The sequence below is a fragment of the Aestuarium zhoushanense genome (assembly GCF_056431045.1).
Genome location: NZ_JBWKMA010000001.1, coordinates 97,598 through 117,083 on the forward strand (window position 1 = coordinate 97,598; position 19,486 = coordinate 117,083).

General features: G+C 57.2%; 19 protein-coding genes. 3 read left to right on the top strand and 16 right to left on the bottom strand.

All coding sequences use genetic code 11. The annotated features are described in order from the left end of the window. Positions 1 to 25 precede the first annotated feature (25 nt). Positions 26 to 565 carry a helix-turn-helix domain-containing protein gene (locus AC07ED_RS00475; RefSeq protein WP_158664600.1) on the top strand — a complete coding sequence of 180 codons (540 nt, stop codon included), beginning with the start codon at positions 26 to 28 and terminating at the stop codon, positions 563 to 565. On the opposite strand, the gene AC07ED_RS00480 is transcribed toward AC07ED_RS00475, so the two are convergent. The 9 genes from AC07ED_RS00480 to AC07ED_RS00520 all read right to left on the bottom strand — a co-directional run bounded on the left by AC07ED_RS00480 (position 566) and on the right by AC07ED_RS00520 (position 10,887). Next, on the bottom strand, positions 566 to 2,905 hold the full coding sequence (locus AC07ED_RS00480) for an ATP-binding protein (protein WP_158664601.1): 2,340 nt from the start codon (positions 2,903 to 2,905) through the stop codon (positions 566 to 568). It lies immediately after the preceding gene. A 296-nt stretch (positions 2,906 to 3,201) separates the two neighbouring features. Then, positions 3,202 to 3,366 carry a hypothetical protein gene (locus tag AC07ED_RS00485; protein WP_167668788.1) on the bottom strand — a complete coding sequence of 55 codons (165 nt, stop codon included), beginning with the start codon at positions 3,364 to 3,366 and terminating at the stop codon, positions 3,202 to 3,204. After that, the gene (locus tag AC07ED_RS00490) at positions 3,363 to 4,493 is read right to left on the bottom strand and encodes a YeeE/YedE family protein (RefSeq protein ID WP_105236612.1); all 1,131 of its coding nucleotides are present in this window, start codon (positions 4,491 to 4,493) and stop codon (positions 3,363 to 3,365) included. Before AC07ED_RS00490 ends, AC07ED_RS00485 begins: the two co-directional genes overlap by 4 nt. 1 nt (position 4,494) lies before the next feature. After that, positions 4,495 to 5,418 carry a sulfurtransferase gene (locus AC07ED_RS00495; protein ID WP_105236613.1) on the bottom strand — a complete coding sequence of 308 codons (924 nt, stop codon included), beginning with the start codon at positions 5,416 to 5,418 and terminating at the stop codon, positions 4,495 to 4,497. Positions 5,419 to 5,658: 240 nt separating this feature from the next. Beyond that, the gene (locus AC07ED_RS00500) at positions 5,659 to 7,839 is read right to left on the bottom strand and encodes a polysaccharide biosynthesis tyrosine autokinase (protein WP_105236614.1); all 2,181 of its coding nucleotides are present in this window, start codon (positions 7,837 to 7,839) and stop codon (positions 5,659 to 5,661) included. A gap of 18 nt (positions 7,840 to 7,857) precedes the next feature. Next, complete coding sequence (locus tag AC07ED_RS00505; RefSeq protein WP_105236615.1) at positions 7,858 to 8,289, bottom strand: arsenate reductase/protein-tyrosine-phosphatase family protein; 432 nt, start codon at positions 8,287 to 8,289, stop codon at positions 7,858 to 7,860. Next, the gene (locus tag AC07ED_RS00510; RefSeq protein WP_105236616.1) at positions 8,289 to 9,377 is read right to left on the bottom strand and encodes a polysaccharide biosynthesis/export family protein; all 1,089 of its coding nucleotides are present in this window, start codon (positions 9,375 to 9,377) and stop codon (positions 8,289 to 8,291) included. Before AC07ED_RS00510 ends, AC07ED_RS00505 begins: the two co-directional genes overlap by 1 nt. Before the next feature lie 136 nt (positions 9,378 to 9,513). Further along, positions 9,514 to 10,251 carry a SapC family protein gene (locus AC07ED_RS00515; protein WP_105236617.1) on the bottom strand — a complete coding sequence of 246 codons (738 nt, stop codon included), beginning with the start codon at positions 10,249 to 10,251 and terminating at the stop codon, positions 9,514 to 9,516. Between the two features lie 90 nt (positions 10,252 to 10,341). Next, positions 10,342 to 10,887, bottom strand: a complete 546-nt coding sequence (locus tag AC07ED_RS00520; protein WP_105236618.1) for a glutathione peroxidase — start codon at positions 10,885 to 10,887, stop codon at positions 10,342 to 10,344. 106 nt (positions 10,888 to 10,993) lie between these two features. Here AC07ED_RS00520 and AC07ED_RS00525 point away from each other — a divergent pair, with 106 nt between their 5' ends. Together AC07ED_RS00525 and AC07ED_RS00530 are read left to right on the top strand one after the other, a co-directional pair. Next, positions 10,994 to 12,172, top strand: a complete 1,179-nt coding sequence (locus AC07ED_RS00525; RefSeq protein WP_105236619.1) for an AMP-binding protein — start codon at positions 10,994 to 10,996, stop codon at positions 12,170 to 12,172. Then, complete coding sequence (locus tag AC07ED_RS00530; protein ID WP_105236620.1) at positions 12,169 to 13,242, top strand: thiolase family protein; 1,074 nt, start codon at positions 12,169 to 12,171, stop codon at positions 13,240 to 13,242. Before AC07ED_RS00525 ends, AC07ED_RS00530 begins: the two co-directional genes overlap by 4 nt. 41 nt (positions 13,243 to 13,283) lie before the next feature. On the opposite strand, the gene AC07ED_RS00535 is transcribed toward AC07ED_RS00530, so the two are convergent. The 7 genes from AC07ED_RS00535 to repA all read right to left on the bottom strand — a co-directional run bounded on the left by AC07ED_RS00535 (position 13,284) and on the right by repA (position 19,279). Then, positions 13,284 to 13,955 (bottom strand): nitroreductase, encoded by a 672-nt coding sequence (locus AC07ED_RS00535; RefSeq protein ID WP_105236621.1) that lies wholly within the window; start codon positions 13,953 to 13,955, stop codon positions 13,284 to 13,286. After that, complete coding sequence (locus AC07ED_RS00540) at positions 13,955 to 14,506, bottom strand: biotin transporter BioY (RefSeq protein WP_105236622.1); 552 nt, start codon at positions 14,504 to 14,506, stop codon at positions 13,955 to 13,957. Before AC07ED_RS00540 ends, AC07ED_RS00535 begins: the two co-directional genes overlap by 1 nt. A gap of 30 nt (positions 14,507 to 14,536) precedes the next feature. Beyond that, positions 14,537 to 15,151 (bottom strand): energy-coupling factor transporter transmembrane component T family protein, encoded by a 615-nt coding sequence (locus AC07ED_RS00545; protein WP_105236623.1) that lies wholly within the window; start codon positions 15,149 to 15,151, stop codon positions 14,537 to 14,539. After that, a complete protein-coding gene (locus tag AC07ED_RS00550) occupies positions 15,132 to 15,830 on the bottom strand; it encodes an energy-coupling factor ABC transporter ATP-binding protein (protein WP_105236624.1) in 699 nt (232 codons plus the stop codon). The genes AC07ED_RS00545 and AC07ED_RS00550 overlap by 20 nt, the downstream gene beginning before the upstream one ends. A gap of 55 nt (positions 15,831 to 15,885) precedes the next feature. Further along, positions 15,886 to 17,007 carry a plasmid replication protein RepC gene (gene repC / locus AC07ED_RS00555; RefSeq protein ID WP_105236625.1) on the bottom strand — a complete coding sequence of 374 codons (1,122 nt, stop codon included), beginning with the start codon at positions 17,005 to 17,007 and terminating at the stop codon, positions 15,886 to 15,888. 186 nt (positions 17,008 to 17,193) lie between these two features. Next, positions 17,194 to 18,090: a plasmid partitioning protein RepB gene (repB, locus tag AC07ED_RS00560; protein ID WP_105236626.1), complete on the bottom strand. Its 897-nt coding sequence runs from the start codon at positions 18,088 to 18,090 to the stop codon at positions 17,194 to 17,196. Then, the gene (gene repA / locus AC07ED_RS00565; RefSeq protein WP_105236627.1) at positions 18,080 to 19,279 is read right to left on the bottom strand and encodes a plasmid partitioning protein RepA; all 1,200 of its coding nucleotides are present in this window, start codon (positions 19,277 to 19,279) and stop codon (positions 18,080 to 18,082) included. Before repA ends, repB begins: the two co-directional genes overlap by 11 nt. Positions 19,280 to 19,486: the final 207 nt, after the last annotated feature.

The window sequence follows — 19,486 nt, forward strand, 5'->3', positions numbered from 1 at the left end:
AGATCATATAAAAAAGGGCGATCCAATGTATTCCACCACCAAATTCGAAAATGCGACCTTCGCGACCATCATCTTTTGGGGCATGGGGATTTCAGGACTTTTCTTCGCTCAGGATGTCATCGTTGACCTGAGCGAACACCTCAGCGAAGGCCGCGGCTATCAATTCGGTGACCTCTCACACCTCATTTTCGAGATTCTCGCCGTCACCGTACTTGGATTCGGCATGGTTCTCTTGTCGGTCTACATCACCGAGCTAAAGACAAAGAACGCCCGCCAGCGCGAAACGCTCCATTCCCTTCGCAACGATTTCGACAGCCACGTTCACGCGCAATTCAACGAATGGTCCCTCACCCCGTCCGAGTCGGACATCGCGCTTTTGCTTATGCGCGGGCTGGCATCCAAAGACATCGCCGAACTGCGCAATTGCACCGTCGGCACGGTCAAGGTTCACTCGCACAACGTCTTTCGCAAGGCAGGCGTCACGTCGCGCGTGGAGCTCATGTCGCTATTCTTGGATGAATTCATGGATGTTGGCATGCAATCGGCACCAACCGCGACCAGCTAATCACCCAGCCAGAAACGCAATCAGCGCGTCACTGTCCAGCGGCTTGGACATCACCAGATCGGCGCCCGCGTCCCTGAACCGCTCCATATCATTGCCCACAGCCGCCGCCGTCAGGCCAATCATCACGTAATCATGGTCCAACTCTTTCAGGGCGCGGATCAACTGGTCGCCCTCCATCTTAGGCATGAACAGGTCCGTTATCAGAAGGTCGGGTTGATTTTCCCGCGCCATCCTCAGCGCGTCCTCACCATTCCGCGCCAAGGTCACGTCAGCGAAAATCTTGGCCAACCGTGATTGCGTCACCTCAGCGACGAGTGGGTTATCTTCGACCAACAGCACATGCAGCATCGACAGTTCAATCGCTTCGTGATCCGACGGTTCCTCTATCACCAGATCAGTGGCGAGGTCCTCAGGCAGTCTGATCTGGTAACACGCCCCTCGCGCCCGTTCGATATATGTGATCGACCCGCCCAGCAGCTCCACCGCCGTCTTCGCAATATATAGACCAAGCCCGCTGCCATCCGCCTGATTACGTGGATCTTTGCCGCCCCTCTCGAAAGGTTCAAACAGACGATCGACTTCATCGGGCGGAATCCCGATCCCATCGTCGCGCACAGTCCAAACGGACCACATTTGCCCGTCGTCCTCAGGCTGCGCCTCAAAGATAATCTCGACCGTCCGGCCCCGCGAATGCAGCAAGGCATTGCGCACAAGGTTTCCAACCAACTGCTTTGTCCGCAACTGATCCCCGATCCGCCAAACATCCGCCCCCGCGCCGAGCTTGAGCTTGATGTTCATGTGGTTTTTCTTGGCCTGCGCTTGATAGGTATTGCGCACCGTCTCTGCCAATTCCGCAGGCACATAGGGCGATTTCACCACAGCGAGGTTCTCTTCGGGATTCACCGCCTGCCGCATATCGCTGAGCACGCCCAATAATTGGTGCGAGGCCTCTGCCAGTTTCGGCTTCATCGCTTCAGTCTCGGACGGCTCCAAATCCTCGATCAACATCGCCATGACCGATGCTGGTGTGCGGATTTCATGCGAGATGATCGAGAACATCCGCCGCTGCTTTTCATCCCGCGCCTCAAGGTCGGTCAACGCATGACGCAACGCGGACTCTGTCGCTTGTTCGTCGGTAATATCCAGCACCAACCCGTAGGCCAGTTTTGCCCCGCTTTCCGCATATTGCGCCCAGATAAAGATGCGGATCATGCATTCGTCACCAGGTCCGCGAATGACCCGAAGAACATGCTTATACGTTTGCCCCGGCTCAACGATCCCCATCTCAGCCATCCGCTGACGGGACTCGGGCGCGAACCGAGCATAGATGTCCCGCACCGGCGTATATACAGTATCGACGCCCAATACCCGCATGCTCGTCGGGTCAAGCTGCACCATGCCGAGGTTCTGATTGACCTGAAAAATCCCAACGCCCGCGAAATCCCGCGCCGCGTCGAGCCGTTCAATACTGTCCCGCGCCAATTGCAACCGACGTTCCATATAGCCGCGAAGCGCCAGAATGTAGGTCCCCAAGTTCAATAGGACCGTGCCGTAGTAATCCATCGCATTTTCATGAGCGGTCTCGGGCACCAGATCGGTTAGGAATGTGCCCGTCAGCACAGCGTAAAATCCGACCCCAACCACAAGGCTCAGCGGTGCGATAGACTGCGGCATAAGGAGCGCCAAAGCCATAATCACAAAGCCAGCTTCCATCTGGTTACTTTGCCCAAAGCCAGACGCGTGAATAACGCCAAGCGTCGAGAACACAAAGATTGAAGGCAGCAGGTAGAGCAGCTCTAGCTTCTGCGGGCGATGCAGAAACAGCAGCAAAAACACCAAAATCACCGCACATCCGCGCAGCACACGTTTCAGTGCAAGATCAAAGTAGTGTTCGTCGTAACCAACCAAACCCTGAATATCCGCGGGCAACGACTTCATCACGTTCACGAAAATCGCGATCATGATCAGGTTCACAATCAAATAAACGACCTGCGCCAGAAGCGCGAGAAGAAGATCCGCCGTGTAAGGTAAGAGCCTGCTTCGGAATAACCCGATCGTCTCTCTCGCGACCACCCCAACGATCAACGCCGCAATCAGGTTCACCACAAAGAAAGCAATGACCACTTGCGGCGCACGCAGCAGCAATTCGTGCCAAACCGACATATCGACAAAGGGTAGGAGGAACGGCGCGCAAAGGGCGAATAGAAACACCAGCGCAGGCACCCAGATCAGTCTGGTTGGATAGATCAGAACACCAAGGGCGAGCACATAGAACGAGATCGACGGGGAGTATTGAACTGCAAAGGCATTATGACCGAAAATCGCGGCTCCATAGGACATCGGATATGTCCACAACAGGATAACCGGCAGGAAATACAGCAAAAACCCAAGGGGTTTTCTGCGCGCAAACCGACGCATACGGTATAGCCGTGATACCGCAAATCCATCGTGCAACGGCTCCGACGCCAGCGGCCCGCCACCAACATTGATGCGCAAGTTATTAAGTATTCCGACCACCCCGTTGATTTACGCCCCAGCTTAGGAACCAAGCCTATGCTGACGGGCGCAGAAATCAACCCGATCCCGCGCCCGCCCGACAAACAAACCACGAATGTTCAAGGTGATAGGCCGTCGGCCTAGTTTGGTAGCGCCCCACAGAACCCGCCAGCCGCTGATAACCCCGACCCAATGGCGAGGATCGGAGGTGCAGCATAAGGATTCGGCGGGCTGGCCTTTAGATCCCAGCCAATCAAACCAGCGACGGCCAGAACGGCGATACCTGCTGTGAAACGTCTGGTCATGACCGTGCCTCCAATCCCAGAATGGGACGCAGTTTGATCCCATAAATCGACCCGACAAAGGCAGCGCCGAACCACACCCAACCGTGCAGGCTCCCTGTCGAAATCCCTGAAAAGAACGCGCCCACATTGCAACCAAAGGCCAAACGCGACGAATACCCTAGCAGGAACCCCGCCACGATTGTCCCGACCCACGCCCGCGCGGGCAAGGATGGCAGTTTCGCGGACAGTCCCCCTACCCTCCAGCTCGCGACAAAGAACGCGCCAAGGATGATGCCGATATCCGTCAACGACGTGTAGTCGGTCAGCACAGAACTGGTGACACGTTCTGCCGTCGCAGGTGCCGCCCAAAACGCAGAGCCCGACAGGTCCACGCCCGCCGCCACTGCGCCCTTCGCCACCCAGAGGCCAAGACCGTAAACCACGCCCCACGGCTGGCCAGCGATCAACAGGTTCGCCAGCGCCAATGCCGCGATCACGACCGCCGCAATCACCAATCGACGCGGCAAAACGCGGGTCTGTGGCGTTGCGAATTTCCATGCCACCATCGCGACCGAAAACAACAGGCCGAGCGTGATGAGAACACCGCTCCACCCTTCAAAGTTCATGATCGGCAGCGCCCCCAAACCCGTCCACCAGAACAGGTGATATGCGCCCGCAAAGCTCCCGATGGCAAAGAATGGCAGCGCGACCAACGACACGGGGTTCCCAGACCCGGCGTTAACCAATGTCCCCGATCCGCAGCCCAAAACGACCTGCATTGCAACGCCGAACACAAAGGCCCCGGCGATCATCGCAAAGCCAATCGGGGCCTGCGCGCCGTTCAGTTCACCACCGTGGTTCGCAATCAACGGCAGGGCAAAGACGGTGACGATCCCAATCGCCAGCAACTGCGCCCACAATCCCGACGGTTCACGCCGCAGGATCATCGCACGCCACGGCCCCGCAAATCCGAACCGCAACCCTTCGAGGGCGAGGCCAAAGCCCAAGCCGACCGCCAGCATCAGCCCATATCGAGCCCCCGCCAGCGCAGCCACGGCCAAAACGACGAACACGGCAGCCACAATCAGGCCACCGCGCTTTAGGATCGGACGGGGGGCCAAAGCCCCCGCAATCACGTGTTCAGACATCTTAGAAACCAATCTGGTTCAATAGGTTACGGAACAGGCCCGGAGTGTTTTCCATCGGAAGACCCGCATTGGAATATTCCACCATCGACCCTGCGTAGAGTTTCACGTTCTCTAGCTCAGCCAGTTCCGAAAGTGCAAACCAGTTCGTCGCCGCCCAGTGACCCGTGTTGCAGAAGGACACAATGTCTTTGCCCTCTTCGACACCCAAGGCCACCTTCAACTCATCCACATTCGACGCTCCACGGATCGCCGCAGCACCGTCATCAAAGAACGATGTGTAAACGTAGTTAATCGCACCCGGCAGCGTGCCCGGACGGTCCGCCGCGTCATGACCCTTGCGGCCCAGATAGAAATCTTCGGGACGCGCATCGACGAGGATCGCCTGCGCCGCACCTGTGGTCACAGCCTCAACATCCGAGGTTTCCGCCAGCCACTCGTGGCTAAAGGTCAGATCCAATTCCGACGGGATCGACGACTCGACTGTCGCGTTGATCGGCAGACCCGCCGCCGCCCATGCGGCCTGACCACCGTTCAGGATCGACAAATCGGTAAAGCCAGTGGACTTCAGCGTCCAATAGACCCGCGCCGCAGCACCAAAATCAGTGTCTGTTTTGCCTTCAGTGATGATGACGATCGGCAGGTCATACTCCAGACCCAACTGTTCTAGGTTCCCCTCGAGCGCAGTCACATCAACCAGCGCACCTGGATTTTCTTCAGGGCCACGGAACATACGATACGGCGCCCAAAGCGCACCATCGACGTGGGCCTCGGCATAACCATCGTTACGAATATCAATTAGGATTGGTTGCACATCATCAATCGACGCCGCCAGTTCAGCAGGCGTCACGAGAGGCCCATACGTGTTCGCTTCAACAGCAGAGGCAAAGCCAAGAGCGGCTACAAAAGCAGGAGCAAGGAATTTCATTTCGACACCTTTAAGTCTTGTTCGAAACCGCAGGTAGTTGGAATTATTTTCTCTTTCAAGTGTCGCACTCCACCTAATTCCAGAACAAAATTCTCACGACACGCAGGCAAGAATACGAAAATCCAAAACCCATCCCAAAAACAGAAAAAGCCGCCTAGCAGCGCCAGACGACTCAAAACTCTGATCTTAATTTACACGGCCCAAAGAAAAATGGCGGGTCAAAACCCGCCATTCATCCGATCAGTCTTTGCTGCCTTTGTCATCATAGGCATAGCGTTTGTTGTAGTAGTAGTAATACCCACCCTTGCCCGACGAGTCCGCCTTGTAGCCGTTAAGGATCGCACCGGTGAACTTACCACCACTCGATTCAAAGATACGGATCGCCGCCTCAAGCTCGGGCACAGCCGTTTCTTTGTGACGCGCCGCAATCATCGTCGCGCCAACGTATTTCGACAGGATAACAGGGTCTGTCACAGCCAAAATCGGCGGAGCATCGACAATTACGAAATCAAACTGTTCCGACAGTTGCTTGATCACTTGCTCAAACTCGGCCCGCATCAGCAATTCCGACGGGTTCGGCGGATAGTGACCCGAGGTGACGTAGAACAGGTTCTCAATCGGTCCCTTTCGCACCGCGTCCTCTAGCTTTACATCATGCGCCAGAACGTCCGACAGACCATTCGCATCGCGCGGACAGTCGAAATACTTGCGCAGAACCCCACGCCGCAAGTCGGCATCGATCACGACAACCCGCTGCCCCGACTGCGCCATCACAGCGGCGAGGTTCACAGAAGTAAACGACTTACCAACACCGGGCGACGGCGATGTAATCGCCAGCGACTGCGACTTTGCATCAATCATCCCAAAGTGCAGCGAGGTCCGCAGCGACCGCAATGCCTCGACCGCGAGGTCAGTGGGGCGATCAATTGCCAGAATGGACATGGTTTTGTTCTTGTTCGACGATTGGTCTGCCAGCTTCGAGAATCCAACAGAGGCAAAGACCGAAAGGCCCAGCTTTTCGAGGTCCTCAACCCCATCCACCGTCCGCCGCAACATACGCGGAACAAGGATCGCAGCAACGCCAGTGATCAGGCCCAAAACCGCCGCGAGCATGACAATCACTTTAGTCCGTGGTTCAACTGCAAACCGTCCCGTCAATGCGCTGTCGATTACGCGAATATTGCCGATGGTCGACGCACGAACGACCTGCAATTCCTGACGACGCTGCAACAGGGATTGGTAGATTTCCTGTGCCACCTGCAGATCGCGATTGAGGTTGAACACTTCCAACTGTTGCTCGGGCAACCCTTGGGTTTCCTCACGAATGGCAGCCAAACGTTCCTCAAGGATCACACGATTTTCTTCGAGACGCTTATAGCTCGGATGGTTCGGCGTGACATCGAGCGCCAATTCCGCCTGTTGCATCTGAAGTTCATTCAACTGCGCCTCAATCTCAGCCGCGCTGGATAGAACTTGCTGCGTTTCAAAGGTCAAATCGACGGACGACACCGACCTCTGATACGAATTTAACGCCAATTGCGCCGCCTGAACCTGCGCCTCTGCGTCGGGCAAACGATCCTCAATGAACTCGAGGCTCTTCTCGGCCGAGGCCGCACCACGCTGAATGTTCTGACGCACATAGGCCGCCATCACAGCATCCAACACGTCCGACGCCATCGCGCGATCAGGATGGCGATAGGTCAGGCGAAGGATCGACGATTGGCGGCCAACTTCGGCCACGCTCAAACTACTGGCCAACCCAGTCGCAATCAGCACCGGATCACGGCTCGACACGATGTATTCGCGACCCACAGGTCCGGTCAGCGCATCAACCCGCAAGGCAAACTCTTCGCCACCCTCAACAGGCGTGCCGACCTCGCCCGAGATCACCGATCCATCGGGCAGTTCCACGTCAAACGAAGTCTCCCCCGTTTTGATGACAACGATGTCCTCGCCGATCCACTGGGACCGCACACGCAGCACGCCGACCTCGATCGTCTCAGACTGCCACGAATAAGCTTTGAGCCACGAGGTGCCGAAATGAGGCACACCAAGGTGGCGGAAGATATTTCCCAGATACGGCAGTTCACGCGGGGCCGCATCGATATGCAGACCCAAGGCATTCACCGCGTCACTCGCCACGCTACGGGATTTCAGGATCTCGATCTCGGTCGCCGCACGACCGCCCGAGCTGCTGCCCATCAGCGCCTGCAGTTCGACAGGCAGATCACCACCGCTCGACCGTTCTTCGAGCTGAACGAGAGCCGTCGATTGGAAAATCGGCGTCTGGGATTTCGCGTAGAGAAACCCGACAACAGCGAAACCAATGGCAAATGCCGCAATGAACAGCTTCCGCGCCCAAAGCACGTGAAACAGTTCGGCTAGGTCAATTTCGTCGTCAAAATCTTTTTCGTTAGCCACGTAACGGCCTCCAATACTTTACCCGAGCCGTTTGGCCCAAGACCGAGCCGATTTATCGATCTCGGCAAATACCAATTCATGAAATTCAACGCTCTGACGGTAGGGGTCTTCGATGCCTGCATCGCGCTCCCATTTGTCGAACATCATCGTTTTGCCACTCGCCTGCGGGAAATTCTCGCGGATGTATTGGCGGTGTTCTGGACCCATCACCAAAACCAGATCATGCGCCGCAAGAATTTCGGCAGTGATCTGACGGGCCGCATGACCCTCGACGTTGACGTTATGCGCGGTCGCAACGGCCGCTGCATCCTTATCGACACCCTTGCCGACCAACGCACCGATCCCAGCAGAGGTGACGGTTAAGTGCGGGCACAGCGCCGCGAGCGCCCGTTCCCCAACTGGCGAACGGCATATGTTCCCCGTGCAAACGACCAGAACCGACTTAAACATCAGATGTCGCTCGCAGTTTGATAGAGACCCACGCTCGGCAACAGGTCAGAGATCACACGGTTCCAACGCGACACTGGGTCGGTGGTGACAAAGACAACGTCCTGCGCCTTCATCGCGAAACGGGTGCCGATCAGATAGGCGCTCGGGTTCGAGACATCCAACTGGAACACGGTCAAACCGTCACTATCACGGCGGAACACAAAGATACCGCGTGCATCAGCGTCACGGATATTCAACCCGCCTGCTTCGCTCAGGATCTGGGTCAGGCTCACGTCACGATCCGAAATATCAACCGAAGACGCCGCTTTGATCTCACCCAGAACAAACGCTTCGAGAGGTTTGCGATCTGGCACAAACACGGTGTCGCCATCCAGAACCAGCGGGTTCGACGCTTCGCGACCGTATTTCACAAACGCATCGAGGTTGATCGGATAGGTCTGACCGCCACGACGCAGGATCACCCGTTCCGTATCCGCCCGCGCAGGGTCAAGCCGCGCTTGCGCCACGAGGTCCAGAAGACGCGTCGGATTTGTGCGCAGCGGGTAGCGCGCCGGATTCTCGACCGCACCCGCGACCACAGCGGACTGAGAGTTAAATTCGATCACGCGCACTTCGACCTGAGGGTCAGGGAAATACTCGCTCAACCCTTCGGTCAGGGCTTCACGGATTTGCGGAACAGTTTTGCCCGACACATCCACGGTGCCAATATAGGGGAAGAACACCGTTCCATCGGCCTGAACCACTGTGCCCGGTGCTGGCGCACCTTCGATGTATTGTGACGGGTCGTTCAGTTCGGAGACGCCCCAGACGATGATCTTTAGAACGTCGCCAGTCCCAACACGATAGACCCACGACGACCGACCGGGGACAGACGCGCTCTGCGGGACGTTGGCAGCTTCAGCGGTGAATTGCAGGACGTTTTGATCGTCGAGTTGGACCACACGCGCGTTCGGCAGAACCTCTGCCACGGCCTCATCCAATTTGTCGCCCGTCACGGGCAACTGACTATCACCAGGGAAACAGGCGCTCAGCAGCGACAATAGAGCAGCACCCGCAAAAATCCGCGTCAGAGTTAGAGCCTTAGTCATGTCACCCCAGTATTTTTAGCGCAGCAGAAACGAATATTAGAATATGGTCGGTATATGCACCACTAATGCAACAATGGCTAGACAAAGGGGCACAGAAATACAGCTTCTGCGCTCCTTTACCGTATCACTTTAGCACTTATCCGCGAATTGCCGCCCACCGTTGCTGCGAAACGAGGTGCATATAGACCACGGGCAGCGCGCCAGTCTTGCGCATGGCGAGGAAATCACCGTCGGACAGCGCAGACAGTTTCGACTCGTTTACAACGCGGAAACCACCGATGCGGGACTTGGTTCCGTTGGCGAGGGTCACTTCAACCTGACGCTCTTCGAGGAGGTCCAGCGTCTCCAACTGGCGGATGATGGTCGCGGTCCGCTCCATGTCCATGATGAAGGATTTGCTCAGCTCCAGCATCCGCTCGGTCGCCTTGGACGGCTGATCGCCATCAAACAGCGGATCGCCGATTTTCGCATGGATCATCTCGGACTCGGGATCAATCGCCATGTTGTAGGTGGTGCCGTCTGGCGACTTCACCAGCATAAAGGGATAGCGGCGGACGTAGGCGGGAACATACGCGCCCTTCTTCCACGCGCCGTCTTTCGACACAAACATGTTCTCGCCCGTTTTACGACCTGTCACCGCAAAGGCGGTCGGCTCTGCGCCCTTGCCGCTGAACACGATCGGGTAGTCGTGGCTGGCCGAAGCAAATTCAGAACCCGCCAGAACGATGGAGTTCGCTTTCGCCGCAAAGCTCATCGATTTTGCAGGGCGCAAACGAAGGTCGCCGTGGGCCGCTTTGTTCAGCAGCGCGAGCGATTTGTAGAACATGGGCAGCTGCGGTGCTGCGGTCTCTGCTTTGGGGGTGTCGGTCGCCATAATCGTCCTCAGTTCAAAATACGTTACAGGCCCCAGTGGCCCGCGTTGCGCATAGTTTTAACTGAAACGACAGAAGCCTAAAGCCGAAAATCAGGTGGACAGTTCCGCTTCGATCAAATCGAGGATTTGTCGGTTATCAGGTTTCGTGGTGCTGCCCCATGTCCCTTTGACCCGACCATCGGCACCAATCAGCACCTTGTTAAAATTCCACTGCGGGACAAAGCCATGATCCGTGGCGAGCCATTGATAGAACGGATGCGCCTCTGGCCCTTTGACGTGGGTGATGTCGGTCATCGGTAGGGTCAGGTTAAAGTTCAGCTCGCAGAACTCTTTGACCTCATCAATCGACGACAGCTCTTGACGGAAATCATCGGACGGCACGGCGAGGACGATCAGACCACGATCCGCATAGGCATCATAAACCGCCTGCATCGCGTCATACTGCGGCGTGAACCCGCAACGGCTGGCCGAGTTTATCACCAGCACAGGATGCCCCGCCCAATCGGCACTGTCGTGCATCCCACCATCCGCATTTACAAAGCTTACCCGTGGAAGAGGGCTATCCCCCGCCGCAAAAGACGGCAGCGCAGCAGTAGCGCAGAGGGTGCCCAGAATGGAACGGCGCGTCAGGGTCATAGTGTCCTCCGATTGAGGTGTGCAACCTAAGATGGGGGTGAATGTAGCGCAGCCAGCGGCGTCGGCAACTCTGGTCCGATAGAGAGGGTTGCGCTATGGATTGGACATGTCCGTCGCCACCGCCCCCCTGCGCCTCGCGCCATCACCGACTGCCCGATTGCTCTGCAACGGGGTAGAGGTGCCGCGCCCCTATGTGGCCCGCGCCACGGGTGGCCCTGTCGCTGTGATCGCGCCGAACCCTCTGACGACCACCCTACCCCGCCTCTTGGAGGCGCTATACAGCGGTCAGAGCTTCTGCATTTCGCCCCGCCCGTTCGACGCCGATGACGAGCCAGAGTATATACACACGCTCACCTCTGGTTCGACGGGCGCACCGAAACGGATCCGCCGTAGCTACGCCAGTTGGGTGAGCAGTTTCGCCGTGAACCGTGACCTCTTTGGCATCACCCCTGACGACCGTTCTGCGATCCTCGGCAGCTTGGATCAGTCGCTCGCGCTCTACGCGCTATGCGAAGGTCTGTGGCAAGGCATCACCGTCGACGTCCTCGGCGACCTGCGCCCCGACCGTCAGACCGCCGCGATGGAGCAGACGACGATCCTCTATGCGACCCCCACACAGTTGCGCAGCGCCCTCCTCCGCCCCCTGCCCGCATTGCGGCTGATCCTCGTCGGTGGCGGCCATCTAGATGCAGCGACCAAAGCCCGCGTCGCAGAAATGGCACCGAACGCGCGGCTGTGTGAATTCTATGGCGCGGCTGAGACGAGCTTTATCACCCTGTCCGATGCGACCACGCCAGAGGGCTCTGTTGGCGCGCCCTACCCCGGTGTTGAGATCGACATTCGCGACGGCCTCGTTTGGGTGCGCTCGCCCTACCTCTTTGACCACTACGTCGAGGGCTCTAGCACCACCACTCAAACTCGCAAAGGCTGGGTCACCGTTGGCGAGATGGGAGAGATGCGCGACGGCTACCTCTTCCTCACAGGTCGCGCGGATCGCATGTTCACCGTCGCGGATCGCAACTACCACCCCGAAGCCGCAGAGGCCTCCCTATCCCAAATCGACGGCGTGCATGGGGTCGCTGTTTTGCCGATGCTGGACGACATGCGCGGGGCGGTTCCCGTCGCGCTCTATCACGGGATGATCACGCCCGAGGACCTACAGACCGCCGCCCGTGCCAATGGCATCCAGATCCGCCGCGCCTACCGTCTGTCGGACTGGCCCGCTCTGCCCTCTGGCAAACCGAACCTCACCGCGCTGGCCGCCTTGCTGAGGAACCTCGCATGACCCCCCGCATCATCGCCGCCCGCCGCACCATCGTCGCGCCCAAGGGCGGCGCTTTGTCGGGATACGCGCTGCACGACCTAGCCGCACCTGTAATGCTGGCCTGCCTCGCGGACGCTAGTTTACGCCCCGAGGACGTGGACGAAGTCATCCTATCGAATGCCATTGGTGGCGGCGGCAATCCTGCACGTGTCGCCGCACTCGCCGCTGGACTACCCGACCGCGTCGCAGGTCTATCGATTGATCGGCAATGTGCCGGCGGCCTCGATGCGATTGGGATTGCGATGGCGTTGGTGCGCTCTGGTCAGGCCAAGGTCGTTCTGGCAGGCGGCGCAGAGTCCCATTCCCAACGCCCTATCCGCATGGCGCAAACGCCCGGCGGTCCCGTGGCCTACGACCGCCCTCCGTTCACCCCGTGGCCCGACCGCGACCCTGACCTAGCCGAGGCCGCGAATGCGCTGAACGTTCCGCGTGAACGGCAGGACGCTTGGGCCATTGATAGCCATGAAAAGGCGCTCTCTGCCCGCACGGCACTGCGGTTTGAAATCGTGCCCTTAGGCGACGAATTGGACGACCCGTTCACCCGCCGCCTCGCCCCTCGGTTGGTCGCCCGCGCCCCCGTGGTCACCGGAGAGTTGACAGCTGTCAACACCGCCGTCTCTGCCGATGCTGCCGCGTTCTGCCTCGTCGTGGCGGAGGACGTTTTGCCCGACCGCAATGCGCTTCTACTGACTGACTACGCCTGCGTTGGCGGCGACCCGATGAACCCCGCGCTCGCCCCGATTGCCGCGATCAAAGCGGTCGCGGACGCCCCCGTCGATCAGGTCGAAATGATGGAGGCCTACGCCGCACAAGCCATCGCCTGCGTGGAAGGCACAGGGATCGATCCGCGCACTGTGAACCTCAAGGGCGGCGCCTTGGCCCGCGGGCATCCGATTGGGGCCTCTGGCGCGATCCTGATGGTGCGCCTGTATCACGACCTTGCGGGGACAAACCGCACGGGACTGGCCGCAATTGCAGCGGCGGGCGGCATCGGTTCAGCGATCAAAGTGCAGGGTTTTGGAAAAAGTTGACAGCTGTCAACTTTGGGATCGGCTGGCAAAGTTGACAGCTGTCAACTTTCAAACCCACGGAAGGTCGCAAAGACATCCAGCGCGTCCCGCTCTGTCCTGAAATCGTTCACAGGATGGTCCGCCGCATAGCCAATCGCCACGCCAGCCACGACCATTTCATCGGCATCTAGCCCCATATGGTCATGGATCAGATCTCCGTAATTCGCCATCGCTCCGATCCCACAGGCCGCTAACCCCGCATCATGCACGGCGAGCAACATCGACTGGATCGCCATCCCAAGGTCCATAAAACACCCCGCACCCATCTCGCGATGGATCGTGATGATCATGCCCACAGGCGCACCAAAGAAACGGTAGTTGTGCTGAAACTGAGCCTTCCGCGCCTCAAGGTCGCGTTTTTCAATGCCCAAAGCATCGTAGAGCGCAAAGCCAGCCGCCCTCTGACGGGCTTTTAGATCGGCGGGCATGGGACGGGGGAAGTAGCTGTATTCGCTGACCTGAGGCCGATCCTCTGCAATCCCATTGAGCAGGGCATCGGATAGGGATTTCAGCGGTGCTCCGGTCAGGACATGGAACCGACCGGGCTGAAGGTTTGCACCCGAAGGCGCACAGCGGGCCAAGGTCAAAATCGTCTCTAATTCAGCGCGATCCACGGGTTGATCCGTGAAGGCGCGAACCGATCGACGATCCGCTATGGCCCGCCGCGTTTCCATTACTGACGCGACAGAAGGCTCTGCGGACGTGCCTTAACCAAGGCGCCAACCACGATGGCAGTCAGTACGACCTTGACCAGATCGCCAGGGATATAGGTCGCCATGATAGTGATCGAGGCCATCAGACCTTTGTCCGTCAGCATCCAGAACCCGCCAATACCCATGACATAAAGCACGACAATCCCGCCGATCAGCGACGCGATGCCAGATGCAATCATCGCATCAATGCGCAGGTTCTGCATCACAAGACCCGTTACAAAGGCCGCGACGGGGAAACCAACGACAAAACCAGCGGTCGGCGATACGAAAACGCCCAAACCACCGCGTCCCCCCGCCAAAAGCGGCAGACCCAAGGCCACGAGGCCAATAAACAACAGCATCGACAGGCCACCGCGCTTGGCCCCCAAAACAGCGCCCGCAAGCATCACACCGAGGCTCTGCGCGGTCACAGGAATGCCCCACGGCATCGGAATCGCGGGCAAAAGGCCCAAAACTGCAACGAGCGCCGCGAAAAGCGCGATCATTACAAGGTCATTCTCTTTGGTTTGCATAATATGTCTCCTCATTTGCGGGACGACATATCAGGGATTAAACGCTCCATCCAGCCCACCGCGTGCACGCAGCGCGAGCGCCACATGATCCGCATCTTCGAGAACGCTGATGATCAGGGGCAGAATGATATAAAACGTGGGCCGTTTCGTGGACCGAGCACGAAAGGCGTCCGCCATATGGTTGGCCCGTTCCAGAAGAACAGGCACGAACCGCACTACGAGGGCAATTGAGAGCGCAAGAGGCTTGGGTGACAGTCCGATGAAGCGGGCAGGGGAGGCGAGCCAGATCACGAGGTCGATCAGATCGTCCAGACGGGTCGAAAGCGTCACTAAATTGGCCAAACTCACTGCAGTTGCCAACCGCAAGACAATCGCGAAACCCGTGGCCGCATCACCCAAAATGACCTGCCACATCAGGATAAATCCGAGGAAAAACCGCAGTGGTTTCAGCATCCGGAGCCCTTGGGCCGCGAATTTCGCTCCAAACGACCGATAGAGCAGGGCGGTAAGTCCCGCAGCACCTGCGAGCAAAATGGGCGATTTCAGCAGGAATAGGGTCACAATTGCGATGGAAAGCAGCCCGAGTTTGACCCCAGCCCGCCAATCATGGAGTGGAGTGTGGATGTTAGAGGTGAGCGCCAGCATCATCCGCCTCCATCACCCGCAGATATTCGGGCAAAACGGTCTCTGGCGCACCATCTGCGATGATTTTTCCACCTTCGATCCAGAGAACGCGGTCATAATCCGCTATCACCGCAGGGTCATGCGTAATGTGAATCAGAGTCTGATCTAGCTGATTTAGTCTCTTTTGCAGTGCGCGCGTCGTGGGAATGTCCAACCCGCTGAACGGTTCGTCTAGAATGATCACCGAAGGCGCCATTGCGAGGACGGACATGAGGCATACAAGGTGGCGTTGCCCCTGACTTAGGGTCGAAACGGGTCGCTTGGCCCAGTCCGATTTGCCAAAATTGGCGAGAGTTTCAGCGGTTTTCGTCGATGCATCAGCTTTGGAGTGCCCGAGCTGGCGTAATCCGAAGGAAATTTCTTCTTCGACGGTCGGAAAAATGATCTGATGATCAGGATTCTGGAACAAAATGCCCACCGCAGAGAGCGCGGATTTTCGATCATTCAGCACGTCGACGCCGTTGATCAAAATTCGACCCTGTTCTGGACGTATTAGACCCGAAATCGCCCGCGCCAGTGTTGATTTTCCAGAGCCATTCCGACCGACAATACCCAGCCGCGCCTCGGTCAATTCGAGGGTGATCGTGTCGAGCACGGTTTTGTCGCCGTATTGGTAGGAAAGGGACTGTATCTGGATCATGGGTTTAGGGGGTCATAGCTGAAGAACGATGTAAAGGGGTGAGAGTTGACAGCTGTCAACTTTGTCGACGAGACAGAGCAATCATCATCGGCATTGGTGAAAACCCTCCTTGTTCGGCCTTTTGGGTGAGGCGACGAAGGTAACCACCAGGCGATTTGATCTCTCCCATGCGCTGAAGGATGCCAGCACAGACAACAGAGGTGTTTTTCGGCCCCATGATTTTCATGGCATGGTCCCACGTTTCAGCTGAGATCCCCATCATGGCTTTAATGACCGACATTGCAGAGATGAAATCGTGCCAACTGCGGAGAGGTCGATTGGCGAAGTCGGTGACATCAGGACAAGCGGTTAGAACCATCGGAAGCGGAACGGTGCTTTGTTCAGATTCAATAGGAGTGTTATTTGAATTAGATTGGTGCCGCTCATTTTGGCTGTCGGTGCCGCTCATTTCTGATGATTTACCAACAGTCATTCCTAGCAAGTGATGGAGGTTTTCCACAAGCGCGTTAAGCCGCGTTTTGAGCGATGTTAGTGTCGAAATGTCCAGTTTACGGCGGAGCATTTTGCCGAGTTCGATCAGCGCTTCGCGAGGTTTGGTCCAGCGATCGTCAGCGTGATCTTCCATGCCAAAACTGATGAGTTTGTCGGCATCGCGCTTTAGGATCACGACTGTATCGCGCAGTTCTTTTTTTTGCGCGTCCTCTTCGCGGATCTTTGTTGCGGCTTCGATGATTTCGTCGGCGCGCACCAAAAGTGGCCGTAGATCAAAGCCATAGGCCCGTAGAACGCCGGTTCTACTTTTGACGGCGTAGCGTTTTCCATTTGGGCTGTCGTTGCGCAGAATGATGCCAGCCTCGACCAGAGCGGCGATGTGACGGCGTAGCGTGCTTTCTGGCATGCCGTGAGCGCGGGATGAGAGTGTTTCGTTGGATGGAAACACGATTAATTGCTCGGAGGCAGCGAGGTCTTCGCCGCGATGAAAGGTTAACAGCGCGTTCAGGACCGTGAGATCGCGGTCTGAGAGACCGAATTCTTTGCGTGCGGTGCAGAGTTCGCGGAAAAGCTCCCATTTGTTCGCGGTCGGGAGGGCAGGGGCCTGTTGGCGAAGGGCGGCGCGTTCGATCAAACCAGCCGTTACCGGTCGCCGCCCAAAAGGCGTCGTTGCGTAAATGTCCATAGTTCATCACGGAGCAAAACTTTTTTGCCCGCCAGATTCGACGCCTGTTGACAGCTGTCAACTTTAGCCTGATATTCGGAAGTGCTAAAACACGAATAGGGCTCTCTGAGGTATCAGCTTTGGGGGGCCTTTTTCTTTGGGTTTTGCTGGGTCGTGCCTCCTAAGTTGTTGTTACTGCTCTATTATTCAGCCGTTCGACTGTTTCCAGTCGCGGTGAATTTCTTCCAGATGCGCCACCAACCATTCGTCAAAGCCGTCTTTGGGCAGGGTGAGCACTGTTTTATTCGGTTTGCGGGCAACCTGTGCGATCTCGGCACCGTTGGCGGTGATCCGGTTCGGTTTGGCTGCGGGCGTTCTGGGAAAGGTTAGAGACTTAAACACGGCCTCGAACCGCTGATCCGATCCTTCACCGACGGCGTTCGCGGTGAGATCCCGACCGTTGAGCCGATCGGCAAGTTTGCTCCACCGATCGCGGCCGATGGAGGGGGCCGCGCCGATGGCTTCGATCAGGGGTAGGGGGATCGAGTCGACGATCGATAACATCCGCGAAATGACGGTTTTATCGACGTTGAGCGCGTCACAGATCACCTTGCGTTCGTAACCAGCGTCCCGCATTTGGCGGGCAAAGTTGGCGCGTTCGATGAACGACAGATCGCGACGGGCAGAGTTTTCCTGACCCTGGGCAATCACCAATTCGCGGTCATTTAAGACCCTAACCATGGCCGCAATGGGCTGTTTCAGCAGTTTTAGAGCCGCAACACGCCGCCGACCGTAGACCACTTGATAGCGTTCGGGGTCATTCGGATTGGGGCGAAGCAGAACGGGGACTTGCTGTCCGTAAAGCTTGATACTTTCAGCAAGGGCAGGGATGTCATCCGTTTCCAGACGGTCCTGCATACCCGCATCGTCGATCATCCGCGGATCGACCTGAATGATCGAACGGGACTTGAGTTCGGCGATCGATTGGCTCACGGCACCGATGGCGCCCTTGCCGTAACGGGGCTTGGACGGATCGACGCGCGTTTCGGTTGCGGGCGCAGCGGTGTTGTCCATCAAGCCGGTCAGAATACCTTTACGCGCCATTGGTCCGCCCCCATGCCTGTTGAACAAGTGTCTCTATTTCACCGCAAACGGCTGAAATACTTTCAATCGCGCGGTCATAGGTGGACCGCGTGAATTGGGACTTTTCGATCTCCCACAAGGTTTGTTTTGTCAGGCCAGCGTCTGAGATCGCAGTGGATTTCAGCATCGTGTGGTTCAAAACATGCTCTCCGAACATGGAGCGCATGAAAGACACCATCTGGTTTTGCGGGCCATCACCGGGTTCGTAGCGGGTCACCACGTAACGCAGCCAGTCGTACGACATGTCACCGCCTGCTTCGGCCACAACGCCGAGGAGGTTTGATGTCATTAACAGGAACTGACACATCGACATCACGTCGAGCATCTGCGGGTGAACCGTCACTAACACGGCGGTCGCGGCCGAAAGGGCCGACATTGTTAAGAACCCCAACTGGGGCGGGCAGTCTACGATAACCACGTCATAATCCTCTTCCACATCAGCGAGCGCGTCGCCCACTCTAGTGAAAAAAAGGTTACCATCCCGTTGGGCCAGCGCGCGGGGGGTATCGTGCTCGAACTCCATAAGGTCGAGGTTGCCCGGAATAATGTCCAGATTTCGGAAGTAAGTCTTTTGAATCACGTCACGAATTGGAACGGGGTTATCATAACGGATCGCGTCATAAAGCGTTCCACCGTCCAAGAGGTCAAACTCTGGCTGGAACCCGTGCAACGCCGAGAAAGACGCCTGAGGGTCGATGTCGATCGCCAAAACGCGGTATCCGTCGAGAGCCATCTTCTGTGCGAGGTGCGCAGAGGTCGTCGTTTTACCAGAGCCACCTTTGAAGTTGATGACCGAAATCACCTGTAGGTGATCACCATCGCGACGACCGGGCATATAGGTCCCAGGAACCTTCGCGCCTTTTTCGAGGTATTCGCGAAGAGCTACGATATCGTCAGGCGAATAATAGCGGCGTCCGTTGCCACGGATTTCAGGATCGGGGCCTTTGGAATCGAGACTAAGCTTGCGCAAATAGGCATCTTTGACGCCAAGCAGTTCAGCGACTTCACCACTGGTGAACTTGCGCAGCTCTTTGGTCGCGTTCGGCGGAAAAAGCTGGGCACGGTGTGCTTGCAACCGCTCTGACAGCATCGCGGCGTGTTGACCAACGATGGTATCAATACCTAGGTTTGTCTTGGGTTCTTGACCCATCTGACCCTCTCTTCTCGCCTCTGTGGCCACCGTTTGTTACGGTTTTTGCCGTTATTTTCGTATTTTGCGTATATTACTGCGACAGGATTTGGATTCTGGCAAGAGTTTTCCACAGATTTTGTGCAAACTTCTTTTTAGGTTGTGTGGTTGCACTTCCGCGTGAGTTGAGACCAAAGTCGCGACGTTGCTCGATAAGACTATATGTTA